14 protein-coding genes and 1 riboswitch are annotated in these 17,500 nt (G+C 64.5%); of the genes, 10 read left to right on the top strand and 4 right to left on the bottom strand.

Annotated elements, in window-relative coordinates; all coding sequences use genetic code 11:
- Positions 1–11: 11 nt before the first annotated feature.
- The gene (locus CFE42_RS16855; RefSeq protein ID WP_004630868.1) at positions 12–1,112 is read right to left on the bottom strand and encodes a substrate-binding domain-containing protein; all 1,101 of its coding nucleotides are present in this window, start codon (positions 1,110–1,112) and stop codon (positions 12–14) included.
- Between the two features lie 158 nt (positions 1,113–1,270).
- Here CFE42_RS16855 and CFE42_RS16850 point away from each other — a divergent pair, with 158 nt between their 5' ends.
- Positions 1,271–2,119 (top strand): substrate-binding domain-containing protein, encoded by an 849-nt coding sequence (locus CFE42_RS16850; protein WP_037044162.1) that lies wholly within the window; start codon positions 1,271–1,273, stop codon positions 2,117–2,119.
- 44 nt (positions 2,120–2,163) lie between these two features.
- Here the strand turns inward: CFE42_RS16850 and CFE42_RS16845 are convergent, their stop codons facing one another.
- Complete coding sequence (locus CFE42_RS16845; RefSeq protein WP_004630872.1) at positions 2,164–3,111, bottom strand: LysR substrate-binding domain-containing protein; 948 nt, start codon at positions 3,109–3,111, stop codon at positions 2,164–2,166.
- A gap of 213 nt (positions 3,112–3,324) precedes the next feature.
- On the opposite strand from CFE42_RS16845, the gene xdhA reads away from it, so the two are divergent.
- The 6 genes from xdhA (at position 3,325) to CFE42_RS16815 (ending at position 11,462) form a co-directional block, all read left to right on the top strand.
- On the top strand, positions 3,325–4,839 hold the full coding sequence (xdhA, locus tag CFE42_RS16840; RefSeq protein WP_004630873.1) for a xanthine dehydrogenase small subunit: 1,515 nt from the start codon (positions 3,325–3,327) through the stop codon (positions 4,837–4,839).
- Positions 4,840–4,843: 4 nt separating this feature from the next.
- Complete coding sequence (gene xdhB / locus CFE42_RS16835) at positions 4,844–7,210, top strand: xanthine dehydrogenase molybdopterin binding subunit (RefSeq protein WP_004630876.1); 2,367 nt, start codon at positions 4,844–4,846, stop codon at positions 7,208–7,210.
- 16 nt (positions 7,211–7,226) lie between these two features.
- On the top strand, positions 7,227–8,261 hold the full coding sequence (gene xdhC, locus CFE42_RS16830) for a xanthine dehydrogenase accessory protein XdhC (protein ID WP_004630877.1): 1,035 nt from the start codon (positions 7,227–7,229) through the stop codon (positions 8,259–8,261).
- 2 nt (positions 8,262–8,263) lie between these two features.
- Complete coding sequence (locus CFE42_RS16825) at positions 8,264–9,301, top strand: adenosine deaminase (RefSeq protein ID WP_004630880.1); 1,038 nt, start codon at positions 8,264–8,266, stop codon at positions 9,299–9,301.
- A 16-nt stretch (positions 9,302–9,317) separates the two neighbouring features.
- The gene (gene guaD, locus CFE42_RS16820; RefSeq protein ID WP_004630883.1) at positions 9,318–10,652 is read left to right on the top strand and encodes a guanine deaminase; all 1,335 of its coding nucleotides are present in this window, start codon (positions 9,318–9,320) and stop codon (positions 10,650–10,652) included.
- Positions 10,653–10,665: 13 nt separating this feature from the next.
- A riboswitch (yybP-ykoY riboswitch) is annotated at positions 10,666–10,806 on the top strand.
- 83 nt (positions 10,807–10,889) lie between these two features.
- Complete coding sequence (locus tag CFE42_RS16815) at positions 10,890–11,462, top strand: TMEM165/GDT1 family protein (RefSeq protein WP_004630885.1); 573 nt, start codon at positions 10,890–10,892, stop codon at positions 11,460–11,462.
- A 217-nt stretch (positions 11,463–11,679) separates the two neighbouring features.
- Here CFE42_RS16815 and CFE42_RS16810 read toward each other — a convergent pair whose 3' ends face one another.
- Together CFE42_RS16810 and uraH are read right to left on the bottom strand one after the other, a co-directional pair.
- Complete coding sequence (locus CFE42_RS16810) at positions 11,680–12,936, bottom strand: urate hydroxylase PuuD (protein WP_004630887.1); 1,257 nt, start codon at positions 12,934–12,936, stop codon at positions 11,680–11,682.
- A 17-nt stretch (positions 12,937–12,953) separates the two neighbouring features.
- Complete coding sequence (gene uraH / locus CFE42_RS16805; RefSeq protein ID WP_004630888.1) at positions 12,954–13,307, bottom strand: hydroxyisourate hydrolase; 354 nt, start codon at positions 13,305–13,307, stop codon at positions 12,954–12,956.
- A gap of 377 nt (positions 13,308–13,684) precedes the next feature.
- Here uraH and CFE42_RS16800 point away from each other — a divergent pair, with 377 nt between their 5' ends.
- The 3 genes from CFE42_RS16800 (at position 13,685) to CFE42_RS16790 (ending at position 17,491) form a co-directional block, all read left to right on the top strand.
- Positions 13,685–14,443: a GntR family transcriptional regulator gene (locus tag CFE42_RS16800; RefSeq protein WP_004630889.1), complete on the top strand. Its 759-nt coding sequence runs from the start codon at positions 13,685–13,687 to the stop codon at positions 14,441–14,443.
- 215 nt (positions 14,444–14,658) lie between these two features.
- Positions 14,659–16,068 (top strand): nucleobase:cation symporter-2 family protein, encoded by a 1,410-nt coding sequence (locus CFE42_RS16795; protein ID WP_004630891.1) that lies wholly within the window; start codon positions 14,659–14,661, stop codon positions 16,066–16,068.
- Positions 16,069–16,072: 4 nt separating this feature from the next.
- On the top strand, positions 16,073–17,491 hold the full coding sequence (locus CFE42_RS16790) for an 8-oxoguanine deaminase (RefSeq protein WP_004630893.1): 1,419 nt from the start codon (positions 16,073–16,075) through the stop codon (positions 17,489–17,491).
- The last annotated feature ends 9 nt before the right edge of the window (positions 17,492–17,500 follow it).

Below are 17,500 nucleotides of genomic sequence, written 5' to 3'. Positions count from 1 at the left end.
TTCGCACGACTTCAGCGGGCCAGCGCGCGAGCCTCGTCAGCGTGCCAGGGCAGCGCCTGCTCTGCGGTGAGCAGCGAAACGTGCTCGGTCGGCCGGTAGCCGGCGAGATGGCCCAGGCCTTCGCGGAAGGCCGGCTGCCCGATGCGCTCGATCAGCTCGCGCACCCAGGGCGACAGTGCGTCGTTGCGGCGCACCGCCAGGTAGTACGTTTCGCGCGTCAGCGGCACAAAATGCAGACCGTGCGCTTCGGCGCCAGGGCGCAGGCCGAAGCCGACGTCCGCCCGCCCTTCCTGCACGGCCACGGCGATCTTGTCGCTGGAGAATTCCTGCTCGTCGTACCCGTGGATCTGGTCGGGATATAGCCCGGCAGCCACCAGCAACTGATCGAACAGCAAACGCGTGCCCGAACTGCGCTGGCGGTTAATGAAGCGCGCCTGCGTGCGCGCCAGATCCCCCAGCGACTGCACCCGCCCCGCCCATTCCGCCGACATCATCAGTCCCTGCTCGCGATCGGCCAGGGCGATCAGGCGCACGGCGGTCGGGCGCAGCCACTTGCGCAAGGTCTGGTGCGCGATCGAGCCCGCGCCTTGCTGCGGCGCCACATAGAAGCCGGCTACCTCGCATTGCTTTTCCTGCAGGCAGATCAGCCCTTCAACGGCGCTGCAGAACACGGTGTCGATGTGTGCGCCGTGGCTTTGCCGCGCAAACGTCTCGGCCAGCAGCTCCACGGCTGGGTCATGGCTGCCCGAGAAACGGATGCGCGCCTGCGACTGGGATGCGTCTTCCAGCTCCGAGAGGAACTGCCCCATGGCCTGATGCAGTGCCGGATCGAGCTGCTCGCGCAGGCGCATCTCGGCGCGCAGCATGCGCTCACCAAAAAGCGTGAGGGAGGCGCCCCGGCCCCGCTCCATGTCGAGCAGCGCGCGGCCAAGCATCTCCTCCCACGACCGCATCACGCCCCAGGCGTGCCGGTATGACAGCCCCACCTGTTTCGCCGCGCGGTGTAGCGACCCCGTCTCTCGCACCGCCCGCAGTAACTGGAACACCTTGCCGTTCGCACGCGGGTTGTCGTCCGGCCCCACCACCGGAAATACCTCGAACTGGAATGTCATTATGTTTATGGTTTCCTATTTACTTCCGCCGTGCCCCGGGAGAACAATTCTGCTCGTTGCGGGGCGGGCATCTCGTGGTCGCTGGCTGCCCCCGACGTTGCCGCCATCATGCAGCATCCGACATAAAGCGTCCACGCCTTCGCGCTAGCCCCCACAACATGCCCCGATTGTCCAAAGCCCTTCGGCTATCTGCTCTCATCTGCCTGACGCTCGCGGTTGCCACTGCCGCATATGCTGGTGATCTCCGCATGGCTACCACCACCAGCACAGAGAATTCCGGTCTGCTGAAGGTCCTGTTGCCCAAATTTGAGGCCGCCACCGGCGTGCATGTGCAGGTGATTGCCGTTGGCACTGGCAAGGCGGTCAAGTTGGGGGAATCGGGGGATGTGGATGTGGTGCTGGTGCACGCCCGCCAGCTGGAAGATGCCTTCGTCGCCTCAGGGGGTGGCATCGACCGCCGCGACGTGATGTACAACGACTTCATCCTCGTCGGCCCCGACGCGGACCCCGCTCACGTGCGCGGCCAGAAGAATGTCATTCAGGGGATGGAGACCATCGCTGCGGCGGGCGAAAAAGCCGGCGCCAAGTTCATCTCGCGCGGCGACAACTCCGGCACCGATGTTATGGAAAAGGCCTACTGGAAGACCGCCAACATCGCCCCGAATGGCAAGCCGTGGTACGTGAGCGCAGGGCTCGGAATGGGCGAAGTGCTGAACATGGCCGCGCAGATGAACGCCTACACGCTGTCCGACCGCGCGACCTACGGCGCCTACCGTGCCAAAACGGGTCTCGACATCGTGTTGGCCGGCGACCCGCGCATGTTCAACCCCTACGGCATCATCGCGGTCAATCCGAAGAGATACCCGAGCGTCAACTACACCGATGCAACCAAGCTGATCGAATGGATCACGTCACCCGCCGGTCAGCAGGTCATTGCCGACTTCAAGGTCAACGGAGAGCAGGTGTTCTTCCCGGACTACGGGAAGGCGGTCGCAACCGGAAAATAGCTTCCTGCCTGCCCCGCCGCAGAGCAGGACGACGGCGGTTCAGTTCAGGCCACCGCCGATTCCAACTGCGGATGCTGCGGTAACTCGGCCGCCACTTCGCCGATCATGCGGCGCAGCCACATCACATCGGGCGCCGCGTGGCTGCGCTCGTGCCAGAGCTGATAGAAGCGCATCTTGGGAAATGCCATGGGTGTCGGCAGGATGCGGATCGGCAAATACTGGGCGCAGTGCGCGGCGAACTGGCGGCCGGTGGTGAACACCAGATCGGTGCGCATCAGCACATATGGCACCAGCCCGAAATACGGCAGCGACACCTGGATCTGCCGCTTGAGCCCCTGCTCCGCAAGAGCCTGATCGATCATGCTGCGCTGCATGACGGCATATGGCGCAGGCGCCAGATGGGGCATCTCCACATAGTGCTTGAGCGAGATGCCCTTGCGCGCCAGCGGGTGCTGTGCGCCCAGCATGCAGACGACTTCATCGTCGAACAGCGGTGAAATGTGCAGATGTTCGGGCGGTGAAAGCCAGTTGCCGATCACCAGGTCCATGCCGCCTTGCTCCAGGGCGGCCAGGTAGTCGACCCCGGCATTGAGCGGATGCACCACCAACTTGGCGTGCGGCGCCTGCTTGCGTAGGCGCTCGACGATGTTGGGCAGGAAAAAGGCATCAAGATAGTCCGGTGCACCCAGGTGGAACGTGCGCGTCGTGTTGCCGGGATCGAAATCCTGCGAAGGTCGGGCGATGCGCTCCATCGCCTCCAGGCTTTGCTGGGCCAGCGACAGCAAGTCATGCCCCCGCTCGGTCGGCACCATGCCGTTCTTGCCGCGCACCAGAATGGCGTCGCCGGTGATCTCGCGCAGGCGCTTGAGCGTGTTGCTGATGGCCGGCTGTGACTGGCCAAGCTTGACCGCCGTACGGGTCACGCTCTGCTCGGTGAGCAGCGTGTAGAGAACGCGCAGGAGATAGGTATCGAGGTGATCTTTGCCGTGCATCTGGAGGCGGGTAACGGCTGCGCCGACCCTTCTAAAAAACGTGCTTGAGGACGCTGTCAGTGTATGTCACCTGCACGCCGCGCCGCCAGACCGCTACCGGCGGGTATACCCCGGATTTTGGCTTTCCGATGCGGGTTATCACATGGGCCAAATATTGCATTCCTGGCCCGGTGCTATGGTTCCGTTACACACACAAACAGGCGTAGAACCCCCATGGAGACTCAGCCCATCCGCTTCTTCCACCGCGGCCAGGTCCGCACCGTCACGGACGCCCCGATCACCCGGACGGTGCTTCAATACCTGCGTGAAGACGCGCACTGCACTGGCACCAAGGAAGGGTGCGCCGAGGGCGATTGCGGTGCTTGTACCGTCGTGCTCGGCGAACTGCAGGAAGATGGCAGCGTCGGACTGAAGGCCGTCAACGCATGCATCCAGTTCCTGCCTACGCTTGACGGCAAGGCGCTGTTCACCGTGGAAGACGTGCGCGGCAAGGACGGCACGCTGCACCCGGTGCAAGAGGCCATGGTGGAGTGCCACGGATCCCAGTGCGGCTTCTGCACGCCGGGCTTCGTGATGTCGCTTTACGCCCTGTACGAAAACACCGGCAGCCAGGCGCCAATCCCCTCGCGCCAGACCATCTGCGATTCGCTCACTGGCAACCTGTGCCGCTGCACCGGATACCGCCCCATCATCGACGCGGGCGAACGCATGTTCGAACTGCCCGCGCCGGCAGGCATCGATCGCACGCAACTGGCCGACACGCTGCGCAAGCTGCAGCGCAACGACACCTTCAGCTATGCGCCCGTCGGCACCGAGAATGCGCCGCGCTTCTACGCACCACGCACCGCATCGGCCTTTGCCGCCATCAAGGCCGCGCATCCGAACATCCGCATCCTGGCCGGCAGCACCGACGTCGGCCTGTGGGTCACCAAGCAGTTCCGCGACCTGGGCGACATCCTGTACATCGGCCAGGTGGTCGACCTGTACGCACTGCAAAAGCGTGACGGCTGGATCGAGATCGGCGCTGCCGTCTCGCTGGAAAAGGCCTACGAATTCCTGGCCGCGGACTACCCGGAGCTGACCGAGCTGTGGAAGCGCTTTGCCTCGCTGCCGATCCGCAATGCCGGGACACTGGGCGGCAACGTCGCAAACGGCTCGCCGATCGGTGACTCGGCACCCGCGCTCATTGCCATCGGCACGCGCGTCGTCCTGCAGCGTGGCGAAGTCCGCCGCGAGTTGCCGCTCGAAGACCTCTACCTCGCCTACCAGAAGAACGCGATGGAAGAAGGCGAATTCGTTGCGGGCCTGCGCATCCCCGCACGTGAGGGCCGCGATGCTCTGCGCTTCCGTACGTACAAGCTCTCGAAGCGCTTCGACGAAGACATTTCCGCCGTGTGCGCGGCGTTGGCCATCGAACTGGACGGTGACATGGTGCGCAGCGCACGCATCGCTTACGGCGGCATGGCGGCAACGTCCAAGCGCGCGACGGAGACGGAAAACGCCATCGTTGGCCAGCCGTGGAACGAAGCGACGGTGCATGCTGCCATGGCAGCCATGTCGCGTGACTACACCCCGCTGACCGACATGCGCGCCACCGACAACTACCGCCGCGTATCGGCTGCCAACACGGTGTACCGCTTCTGGCTGGAAACCCGCACCGATGCGCCGCTCGCGCCCCAACAGATCAATGTGCGCGCAGTGGAATTGAATACCCTCACGGCAGCCTAAGAACATGAACAAGCAAACCGAAGCCTTCCTGCTGGCGGAAGCCGATATTGCTGCCGCCATGCCTGATCAGCGCGGTGCTGTGGTGAGCATTTCGCGCCCGCACGAATCTGCGCACCTGCATGTTGCAGGCACCGCCACCTACACCGACGACATCCCCGAGCTGGCCGGCACGCTGCACGCAGCGCTCGGCATGAGCACGCAGGCGCATGCGCGCATCGTGAACATGGATCTGGATCGCGTGAAAGCCGCGCCGGGCGTGGTGGCGGTATTCACGTCAGCCGACATTCCGGGCACGAACGATTGCGGCCCGATCATCCATGACGATCCCATCCTGGCGACCGACACGGTGCACTTTATCGGCCAGCCGATGTTCATCGTGGTGGCCACGTCGCACGATGCGGCGCGCCGTGCAGCGCGTCTGGGCAATATCGAATACGAAGTGCTGCCCCCGCTGCTGACGCCTGAAGAGGCACGCGCTGCCGGCAAGTCCGTGCTGCCGCCGATGCACCTCAAGCGCGGCGAACCCGCCGAGCGCATCGCTGCCGCGCCCCACTCCGAAGCCGGCAAGATGTCATTGGGCGGCCAGGAGCAGTTCTACCTCGAAAGCCAGATCTCGTACGCGGTGCCGAAGGAAGACAACGGCATGCACGTTTGGTGCTCGACGCAGCATCCGACCGAGATGCAGCACATGGTGTCGCACATGCTGGGCTGGCACGCCAACCAGGTGCTGGTCGAATGCCGTCGCATGGGCGGCGGTTTCGGCGGGAAGGAGTCGCAATCGGGCCTGTTCGCCTGCTGCGCTTCGCTGGCGGCATGGAAACTCGCCTGCCCCGTCAAGCTGCGTCCGGACCGCGACGACGACATGATGATCACCGGCAAGCGGCATGACTTCCGCTTTGCCTACGAAGCCGGCTACGACGACGATGGGCGCATCCAGGGCGTCAAGGTCGACATGACCTCGCGCGCCGGTTTCTCGGCCGACCTGTCGGGCCCGGTGATGACGCGCGCCATCTGCCACTTCGACAACGCCTACTGGCTGCCTGAGGTGGAAATCGACGGCTTCTGCGCGCGCACCAACACGCAGTCGAACACCGCGTTCCGAGGCTTTGGCGGCCCGCAGGGCGCGTTTGCCATCGAGTACATCATGGACAACATCGCGCGCTCGGTCGGCAAGGATGCGCTCGACGTACGCCGCGCCAATCTGTACGGCAAGGACAAGAACAACGTCACGCCATACGGCCAGACGGTGGAGGACAACGTCATCCATGAACTGCTGGACGAGCTGGAAGCGACGTCCGACTACCGCGCCCGCCGAGAAGCGATTCGCGCGTTCAATGCGACCAGCCCGGTGCTCAAGCGTGGCCTTGCGCTGACGCCGGTGAAGTTCGGCATCTCGTTCAACGTGAAGCACTTCAACCAGGCCGGCGCCCTTGTGCACGTCTACAACGACGGCTCGATCCTCGTGAACCACGGCGGCACCGAAATGGGCCAGGGCCTGAACACGAAGGTCGCGCAGGTCGTAGCACACGAACTGGGCGTGTCGTTCACGCGCATCCGCGTCACGGCGACCGACACCAGCAAGGTGGCAAACACCTCCGCCACGGCGGCATCCACAGGCAGCGACCTGAACGGCAAGGCTGCACAAGACGCCGCACGCCAGATCCGCCAGCGCCTGATCGCGTTTGCGGCCGAGCATTACGAAGCGCCCATCGAGACGGTGGCGATCGTGGGCGACCATCTGGAAATCGGTACGCGCCGCGTGCCCTTCGACGAGCTGATCGGCAAGGCCTACGTTGCCCGCGTGCAGTTGTGGTCCGACGGCTTCTACGCCACGCCCAAGCTGCACTGGGATCAATCCAAGCTGAAGGGCCGCCCGTTCTACTACTACGCGTATGGCGCAGCCGTGTCGGAAGTGGTGGTCGATACGCTGACCGGCGAATGGCGCCTGCTGCGCGCCGACGTGCTGCACGACGCCGGCCGCTCGATCAACCCGGCCATCGACATCGGCCAGGTGGAAGGCGCGTTCATCCAGGGCATGGGCTGGCTCACGACCGAAGAGCTGTGGTGGAACAAGAACGGCAAGCTGATGACGCACGCGCCGTCCACCTACAAGATCCCGACGGTCAACGACTGCCCGCCGGACTTCCGCGTGAATCTGTTCAACAACGCCAACGTGGAAGACAGCATCCACCGTTCCAAGGCGCTGGGTGAGCCGCCGCTGCTGCTGCCGTTCTCGGTCTTCTTCGCCATTCGCGATGCGGTGGCTGCGGTTGGCGATGGCCGGACGAATCCGCCGCTGAATGCGCCGGCCACCAGCGAAGAAATCCTCAAGGCTGTGGATGCCATCCGCAGCGCCCCGCTGTCCGCCTGAGTTCGGAGAACAGACCATGGACCACACGCAACTGCGCCCATTCCGCTTCGCCGACGTGCTCGCCACCGTGCAAGCGGCGCAGCCGTGCGTGCTGGTCACGGTAACGGACGTGCAGGGCTCTGCTCCACGCGAACCAGGCACGCTGATGCTGGTATGCACCGACGGCTTCTTCGGCACCATCGGCGGCGGCCATCTCGAATGGCGTGCGATGGAAATCGCGCAGACGATGATGAATGCGCCTGAAGCCGCCGGCGAAGCACGTCGGCAGTTCGTGCGCATTCCGCTCGGCCCTGCGCTCGGCCAATGCTGCGGCGGCGTGGTGCGGCTGTCGCTTGAACGACTCGACACGCGTGATGTGAAGTGGATCGCGCTGGCCGACGACGCCATGCGCCAACGCCGCAGCCTGCGCCGTATCGTCTCCGCCGATCCGGCGGTCGCGGTTGAAGCGAGCGTGGGCGACGCAGCCGCAGCCGGCGTGCAACTCGACGCCAGCGGCTTCACCCAAACCGTGCTGCCGCCCGACATGTCGATCGTGCTGTGCGGCGCGGGCCACGTCGGCCACGCCATCGTGCGCGCACTGGCGCATCTGCCCTGTCGCGTCACGTGGGTTGACGAGCGGGATGCGATGTTCCCGTTTCCCACGGAAGTGCCGCCGAACGTCGCCATCGAATCCACCGATACGCCGGAAGCCGTGATCGACCACGCGCCCGCGGGCAGCTACTTCCTGGTCATGACGCACAACCATGCGTTGGATCTCGCGCTGTGCGAACGCATCATGCGCCGCACGGACTTTGCCTACTTCGGTCTGATCGGTTCCAAGACGAAGCGCGCGCGTTTCGAGCACCGCATGGTCGAGCACGGCGTGGACCCGGCCCGCCTGCCGGAAATGGTGTGCCCGATTGGCGTGGCGGGCATCGTGGACAAGGCGCCGGATATCATTGCGGTATCCGTCGTCGCGCAACTGCTGCAGGTGCGAGAGCTGCAACAGCATGCGCTCACCAGCGCGAGCAGCGGCGCGGCGGTCCCTTACCGAGTCCCCACGCCTGTCTGATCATGCCGATTTCCTCCGCGCTTGCAGAACGCATCGCCAACAGCCCCAAAGCTGAACTGCACATCCACATCGAAGGCTCGCTCGAACCTGAACTGATGTTCGCGCTGGCCGAGCGCAACGGCGTGAAGCTGCCGTATGCGTCCGTGGAAGAAGTGCGAGCAGCCTACGCCTTTGACGATCTGCAATCGTTCCTCGACCTGTACTACGCCGGCGCCAGCGTGCTGCTCACCGAGCAGGATTTCTACGACATGACCGCCGCATACGTGGCACGTGCGCTGGCCGACAACGTCCACCACGCCGAAATCTTCTTCGACCCGCAGACGCACACCGCGCGCAACGTGCCCATGCATGTGGTCATTCACGGTATCGTCCGCGCGTTGGATGACGCCGAGCGCGAGCATGGTTTTTCGAGCGCGCTGATCCTCTGCTTCCTGCGCCATCTGAGCGAGGAAGACGCTTTCGACACGCTCGAAGCGGCCCTGCCCTATATCCAGGATCCGGCCAACCGCATCATCGGCGTGGGGCTGGATTCGTCCGAGCGCGGCAACCCGCCGGAGAAGTTCGCACGCGTATTCGCACGCTGCAAGGAACTCGGCCTGCGCCTGGTCGCCCACGCTGGTGAAGAAGGCCCGGCGCAATACGTGATCGACGCCCTCGACATCCTCAAGGTGGAGCGCATCGATCACGGCGTACGCGCCATCGACGATGCCGCGCTCGTCAAGCGCCTCGCGGCCGAACGCATCGCGCTGACGGTCTGCCCGCTGTCGAACGAAAAACTGAAGGTCTACCCCGACCTGCGCGACCACTCGCTCAAGCAACTACTGGACGCCGGCTGCGCTGTGACGCTGCATTCCGACGATCCGGCCTACTTTGGCGGCTACATGAACACCAACTGGCTCGCCACGTTCAACGCCCTCGACCTGTCTGCAGCCGATGCCCACGCGCTCGCGCGCAACAGCTTCGAGGCGTCCTTCCTGCCCGAACAGGACAAAGCCCTGTGGCTCGCCAAGGTCGACGACCACTGGAAAGCCGCACACTAAAAATCCACGAGACGATATGACCACGATGCCTCCGACTTCCAACACCGTTCACGCCTACCGCGGCCGCGTGCTGCATTTCCTGCACGATCCGCAGTATCGCGAGCGCGATGCCTATGAGTACTGGGAAGACGGCCTGCTCGTGGTCTTGGGCGGCAAGGTGATCAAGGCCGGCGACTATGCCGCGCTGCGTGAAGACCTGCCGGCCGGCGCGCAATTGCACGACTACAGCGGCAAGCTGATCGTCCCCGGCTTCATCGACACGCATATCCACTTCCCCCAGACGGACATCATCGCGTCGCCGTCGCCGGGTCTGCTGCATTGGCTGGAGACGTACACCTTCCCGGAAGAGCGCCGCTTCGAAAGCGAGCAGTACGCCGCCGGCGTCGCCTCGTTCTTCCTCGACGAACTGCTGCGCAACGGCACGACCAGCGCGATGGTGTGGAGCACCGTGCATCGCGGGTCTGCCGAGACGCTGTTCACGCAAGCCCAGCAACGCGGCATGCGCATGATCACGGGCAAGGTGATGATGGACCGCAACTGCCCGGAATACCTGCGCGACACGGCGGAATCCGGCGCGCGCGACACGGCTGACCTGATCTCGCGCTGGCACGGCAAGGACCGCCTGGCTTACGCCATCACGCCGCGATTCGCGCCCACGTCGAGCGAAGCCCAGCTGCAGGCCTGCGCCGAACTCGCCAAGCAATACAAGGACGTCTTCATCCAGACGCACGTCGCCGAGAACCCCGACGAAGTGAAATGGGTGGCTGACCTGTTCCCAGACGCGCGCAGCTATCTGGACGTCTACGACCGCTACGGCCTGCTGCGCAAAGGCGCCTTTTACGGCCACGCCATCTGGCTGGACGACGGTGACCGCCAACGCATGGCCGAATCCGGCGCAGCCGTGGCGCACTGCCCCACCTCCAACCTGTTCCTGGGCAGCGGCCTCTACAACTTCCACCAGAACGACGCATACCGCCTGGCGCTTACGCTGGCGACCGACGTGGGCGGCGGCAGCTCGTTCTCGATGCTGCGCACGATGGGCACGGCGCATAAGGTCGCGCGCATGGGCGGTTATCACCTGACTGCGCTGCGGATGTTCTACCTGGCCACGCGCGGCGCCGCTGAGGCTCTGGGCTGGGAAGACCGCATCGGCAGCTTCGTGCCGGGCGCCGAAGCCGACTTCATCGTGCTGGACCCGGCAGCCACGCCGCTGCTGGCCCGCCGCAATGCGCGCTCGGAAACGCTGGAGGAACTGCTGTTCTCATTGGCGCTGCTGGGCGAGGATCGCGCCGTGGCTGCCACATACATCCAGGGCGAGCCCGCCAAATTCGCGGTTGGCGCCAACGCCTGATCCAATTATAATCCTCGCTTCCATTGGGGAGTAGCCGCCTGGGGTCGATACCCCGGGGGCCACGTCAACAGACTTGACCGCCGTCGCAACGACAGGTGGTTATGGCGTGGTCAGCCGCACTCAGGGTGCCACCCCGGCACCCGGTGACGCGCCTGGCGAGACCGATGACAACCCACTGCGGACAGGGCCGGCAGTGGCGCGTCATTGGTTCGCATACGGCCCGGACACCACAACAACATGGAAGCCTTTCTCGTCTCCACCGGCATCGTCGCGCTCGCTGAAATCGGCGACAAGACGCAATTGCTGTCGATCCTGCTGGCCGCGCGTTTTCGCAAGCCGGTGCCGATCATTCTCGGCATCTTCATCTCCACCCTCGTCAACCACGCACTGGCCGGCGCTGTCGGTGGCTGGATCACGCATGTGCTCGGCGAAAACGTGCTGCGCTGGATCCTGGGCGTGGGCTTTATCGCCATGGCCGGGTGGATGCTGATTCCGGACAAGCTCGACGACGACGAAGCGCCCTCCACCGCGCAGCGCGGCCTGGGCATCCTGGGGACCACCATCGTTGCGTTCTTCTTTGCCGAGATGGGCGACAAGACGCAGATTGCGACCGTTGCACTGGCGGCGCGCTTTCACGACGTGTTCTCTGTCGTCGCGGGCACGACCGTCGGCATGCTGCTCGCCAACGTGCCAGCAGTACTGATGGGCAACAAGTTCGCTGCGCGCATGCCGATCACGCTGGTGCATCGGATTGCGGCGCTGATCTTCCTGGTGCTGGGCGTACTGGCGTTGCTGGGCGTCGGGAAATAAGTCGTCCACTCCGAGGCTCTGGGGGCTGCCCTGCCGGCGCCCCTTGCGGCCGGTGAGGCAGCGGCGAATCAAGCCCAGCCACGGACACATCGCCGCAGACGCTTCAGGCGAAAAAAAACGGGGCCGCAGCCCCGTTCAACCCTCACCGGTCATGCCACCCGCTAGGGAACGAATGGCATGCTCCGATAAACCTTTCTGTTGTTGCTGAGCGTGCGCCTCAGTTCGTCTTGGCGCCGCCTTCGAACCACTTGGCGATGATCGTGCGCTCGTCGTCGGTGATTTGCGTCACATTGCCCAACGGCATCAGCTTTTGCTGGACGGCCTGCTGATAGACGAGCTGCGCGTGCTTGCCCAGTTCTTCCGGCGTATCGAGCAACACGCCCTTAGCCGGCGAAGGCATCAGGGTAGGATGAGCCGAGTGACATTGGTAGCATCGTGCGGTAACGACTGCCTGTACTTTCGCGAAGTCCGAACTGCCAGCGGCGGCTGCCGGAACCGCAGCGCCGCCTTCTGCCGCAGCTGCGGGCGCCGTTGCTGCCGGGGCTTCCGCCACCGGAGCTGCCGGACGCGACACGGGAGCCAGCCAGACCGCGACACCCAGCAACACGGCCACGCCTGCCGCCGGATAACCCCAGTTCACGACGCCCTTGTGCTTCAGGATGAAGAACTGACGGATCAGCACGCCGGCCAGCATGATCAGCACGAGCACAACCCAGTTGTAGTTGGCGGCGTACGTCATGCTGTAGTGGTTCGACAGCATCGCGAACAGCACCGGCAGCGTGAAATACGTGTTGTGCACGCTGCGCTGCTTGCCGCGCTTGCCGTGGATTGGGTCCGGCTTTTCGCCAGCCTTGAGCGAGGCGACCACCTTGCGTTGCCCCGGGATGATCCAGAAGAACACGTTGGCGCTCATGATCGTTGCGATCATCGCGCCGATCAGCAGGAATGCTGCGCGGCCCGAGAACAGGTGGCACGCTGCAAACGCCGCGATCACCACGTAGATCGCCACGAGAATGCCGACCACGCGGTCGTTCTTGCCGAACACGCGACAGATCGTGTCGTATACGAGCCAGCCGACCACCAGGAAGCCTAGCGCCAGCAGCACCGCCGTCGTCGCGGTCATGTCGAACACGCTGCGATCGATCATGTAGACGTTGGCGTTGAACAGGTACACCACCGTCAGCAGGGCGAAGCCCGACATCCAGGTCGAATACGACTCCCAGTAGAACCAGTGCAGATGATCGGGCAGCTGCTTCGGCGCCAGCAGGTACTTCTGCGGGTTGTAGAACCCGCCGCCGTGCACGGCCCACAGCTCGCCGTCGACGCCCTTGTCCTTCAGGTCCGGCGCGGTCGGCTTGGTCAGGCTGTTATCGAGCCAGACGAAGTAGAACGACGACCCGATCCACGCGATCGCGACGATCACGTGCAGCCAACGCAAGAGCAAGTTGGCCCAGTCGAGGATATAGCCTTCCATGATGACTCCCTGCCCTGTTAGCTACCGCGATAGGTCGAATACGACCACGGCGACACCAGCAGCGGCACGTGGTAGTGCGCACTGGTGTCGGCCACGCCGAAGCGCAGCGTCACCACGTCCAGGAACGCGGGATCGGGGAGTTTGACGCCGGCGGCGCGGTAGTACTCGCCCACGCCGAAGTCCAGCTCGTACACGCCGGTTTGCAACGCGTCGCCTTCCAGCAGCGGCGCATCGCAACGGCCATCGTGATTGGTGCGGACCGATTTGATCGGTTGTCGCTGATTGTCGACAATTTTGAACAGTGCGATCGCCAGGTTTTGACCCGGCGTGCCTGCAGCGGTGTCGAGCACATGGGTGGTCAAGCGTCCCATTTGTCTTCCTCTGTAGTTTGAATTTTCAGAAGCGCCGCTGCCTCCACTTGCACCTCGCGCCAAACCCTTGTGTGACAAGGACCGGCGTCGGGGCCCGCTCGGTACGTGCTGTGCACGCATCCCGGCGCGCGTCCAGCCGGTTTACGCCTGCCATCCATGTTGGGAGGGGCATGCCAAACCGGCAAAGCCGTCGCTGGTTCTGGGTCCGACGCCCTGCTCCTGCCGTGTCGTTGGACTCGGATTGAAACAGGGATTTCCCTAGTTTGTCGGATTCCCGAACACATTTTGTTGACAATATTGACGGCCGCCACGAATAATTGTCAACAGATTTTCGCAGTTGCTTATGCTGCGGCGCGTTACTCAAAGGCGGATCTGCCATGTCCAAGAATCTCAAGCTGGTCTCCACGGAAGCGACGTTGAAGTCGGGCGTCAAGGCATCGGGGGCAACACGCATGTCGGTCGAAGAACGGATGTATCACGAGATCTACGACGCGATCATGGAGCACCGCCTGCCCCCGCGCACCAAGCTGACGGAGCATGCGCTGTGCGAAATCTATGCCACCGCGCGTCATACGGTGCGCAAGGTCTTCTCCCAACTGGCCGCTGACGGCCTGGTTGACCTCGAGCCGAATCGCGGCGCGTTCATCGCGGCGCCCTCCATCGACGAAGCCCACGCCATGTTCGAGCTGCGCCAGATCCTGGAGCGCGCGGTGCTCGACAAGGTGGGCCACAGCAGCAACCCCAAGGCGGCCATCGCGCCCCTGATGGAACTCGTCAAGCAGGAACGCCAGGCGTTTGTCACGCAGGATCGTCCGCGCTGGATTCGCCTGTCTGCGGAATTTCACGTAGCGCTGGCCGAGCAGTCCGGCAACCCGCTGGTGGTCGAGATGATGCGTCGACTGGTGTCGCGCACGACGCTGATGATCGCCAGCGTCGAGGCCCCGGGCAACAACGCCTGCTCGTTCGACGAACACCTCGACATCCTCAATGCACTGGAGCGTGGCGACGCCAGCGCTGCCCAGGCCCACATGGCCCAGCACTTGCAATGCTGCGCCGATCGCGTGCGCCCCGAAGCGCCCGCGGATTTCGATTTGCGTTCGGTATTGGGCCCACGCGGCGGGAAGGACAAAGTCTAGGACCGGTTCAGCTGTATCGGGCGAGCTGGCACGACAGAGGCCGGCCGTCCAAGAACCTGTCCACGATCCGTAGCGACCTGCCGAAGGTTGGCCCGGGATACACCGCCCGACATCAGGACGGGACGTGCCACAAGGCCAGAATCGGGGCGCGCAGCAGGAACATGGGCAGGCTCCAAGCCGGACGCCGTCCGGCTTACCACCCAAAGGAGACCTTTATGGCAAGCAGCACCATCGCCGCCCCCACGGCGGATCTGACCAATGAGCGCGTGGCGTACGGACGCCTGCTCGCATTGGGTCTGCAACATGTATTGGTGATGTATGCAGGCACCGTGGCAGTGCCTCTGATTGTGGGCGGTGCACTGCATCTGCCCAAGGAACAGCTCGCTTTCCTGATCAACGCGGATCTCTTTGCCGCCGGCCTTGCCACCCTCATCCAGGCCTTCGGTATTTGGAAGTTCGGCATTCGCATGCCGGTCATGATGGGCGTGACCTTCGCATCGGTGGGCCCGATGATCGCCATCGGCACGGACCCGAGCATCGGCCTGCTCGGCATCTACGGCGCGGTGATCGCGGCGGGGTTGTTCGGCATCATCGTCGCGCCGCTCATGGGGCGTGTGCTTGGACTCTTCCCGCCTGTCGTGACGGGCACCGTCATCACGCTGATCGGCATGTCGCTGATGGGCGTGGGCATCAACTGGGCTGCCGGCGGCCAGCCGACCATGAAAACCATGGCGGACGGCGTGCTCAAGACCGTGCCGAATCCTGCCTACGGCGACCTGAGCGGCCTGGGCATCGCGCTGGCAGTGCTCGTGATCATCCTGCTGCTGACGAAGTATGGCCGCGGCCTGATCGGCAACATCGCGGTGCTGCTGGGCATCGTGATCGGCACGTTCATCGCCATGGCATTCGGCAAGGTCAGCTTTGCCGGCATCACCGAAGCCGACTGGGTGGCCGTGATCACGCCGCTGCACTTCGGCATGCCGACCTTCCACTTCGGCGCCATCGCTTCGATGTGCATCGTGATGCTGATCACGCTGGTGGAATCGACCGGCATGTTCCTGGCGCTGGCAGAAATCACCGGCAAGAAGCTCTCCACCGATGACCTCACGCGCGGCCTGCGCGCCGACGGTCTGGGCACTGTGATCGGCGGTGTGTTCAACACGTTCCCGTACACGTCGTTCTCGCAGAACGTTGGGCTGGTGACGGTCACGGGTGTGCGGTCGCGCTTCGTGGCAGCCATGGGCGGCGTGATCCTCATCGCGCTGGGCCTGTTCCCGAAGATGGCGCACATCGTGGCATCGGTCCCTTCGTTCGTGCTGGGCGGGGCGGGCATCGTGATGTTCGGCATGGTTGCCGCCACGGGTGTGCGCATTCTCGGCTCGATCGATTTCAACAAGTACCGCCACAACCTGTTCATCGTGGCGATTTCGATCGGCTTCGGCATGATCCCGACGCTGGCCCCGACCTTCTTCCAGTACCTGCCGCATTGGTTGGAGCCAGTCACGCACAGCGGCATCGTGCTGGGCACGCTGGTCGCGGTCATCCTTAACCTGTACTACAACGGCATGCAGTCGGCCGAGCACGCCATGCGCGACGCTGCCGCCAACACCCACGGCACGGAGTAATTGCATGAACGCCACTGTCGCGCACAACGACCCGCTTCTGATCGCCCGTCATGCGGACGTGCTGGTCACCATGGATGCGCAACGCCGCGAGATCGCCGACGGCGCCCTGGTTGCGCGCGGTGGCGTAGTCGAATGGGTTGGCGCCTCGGCCGATCTGCCGTCGCAGTACCGCGAGGCCATCGGGCAACCCAACGTACGTGTGATGGAACTGCGCGACCACGTGGTCACGCCGGGCTTCGTCAACACGCACCATCACATGTATCAGAGCCTGACGCGTGCCCTGCCCGCCGCGCAGGACGCCGAACTGTTCGGCTGGCTGACCAACCTGTATCCGGTGTGGGCCGGCCTCACGCCCGAGATGGTGCGCGTGTCTACGCTCACGGCGATGGCGGAACTCCTGCTCTCGGGTTGCACGACCTCCAGCGATCATCTGTACCTCTATCCGAACGGCAGCCGGCTCGACGATTCCATCGAAGCCGCACAGCAGATCGGCATGCGCTTTCACGCGGCGCGTGGCAGCATGAGCGTCGGCCGCAGCCAGGGCGGCTTGCCGCCGGACCGCGTGGTCGAAGGCGAAGAGGCCATCCTCAAGGAAACGCAGCGCCTGATCGAAAACTGGCACAACGCCGATCGCCATTCGATGCTGCGCGTGGTGGTGGCACCGTGCTCGCCCTTCTCCGTCTCGCGTGACCTGATGCGCGAATCGGCCAAGCTCGCGCGCAGCTACGGCGTATCGATGCACACCCACCTGGCCGAGAACGACAACGACATCGCTTACTCGCGCGAGAAGTTCGGCATGACGCCGGCCGAGTACGCGGAAGACCTTGGCTGGGTTGGCCGCGACGTCTGGCATGCGCACTGCGTGAAGCTCGACGCGCACGGCATCGACGTGTTTGCACGCACCGGCACTGGCGTCGCGCATTGCCCGTGCTCGAACATGCGCCTGGCTTCCGGCATCGCCCCGATCCGCACCATGCGCGATGCCGGCGTGCCGGTCGGCCTTGGCGTGGATGGCAGCGCGTCGAACGATGGGGCGCACATGCTCGGCGAAACGCGGCAGGCCATGCTGCTCGCACGCGTCGGCTTTGGTCCCGCGGCGATGAGCGCGCGCGAGGCGCTGGAGATCGCCACGCTCGGCGGCGCGCGCGTGCTCAACCGCGACGACATCGGCGCGCTTGCACCCGGCATGTCGGCCGACTTTGTCAGCTTCGATCGTCACCAGATCGGTTTTGCCGGCGCCGACCACGACCCGGTCGCGGCGCTGGTGTTCTGCGCCCCGTCCAACGTGGCGCACAGCGTGATCAATGGGCGCGTAGTCGTCGAAGACGGCCGCCTGACCACGCTGGAACTCGACGCCCATCTCACGGTTCACCGGAGGCTCGCGCTGGAACTCGCGCAGGCTGCCCGGGCAGTCCCGGCCTGACGCGGCGGC

Origin of the sequence: Ralstonia sp. PBBBR1, from assembly GCF_002256165.1 — a bacterium.
GTDB lineage: Bacteria > Pseudomonadota > Gammaproteobacteria > Burkholderiales > Burkholderiaceae > Ralstonia > Ralstonia thomasii.
The sequence above is the reverse complement of the archived record's forward strand: the minus strand, read 5'-3'. Positions and strand labels throughout refer to the sequence as shown.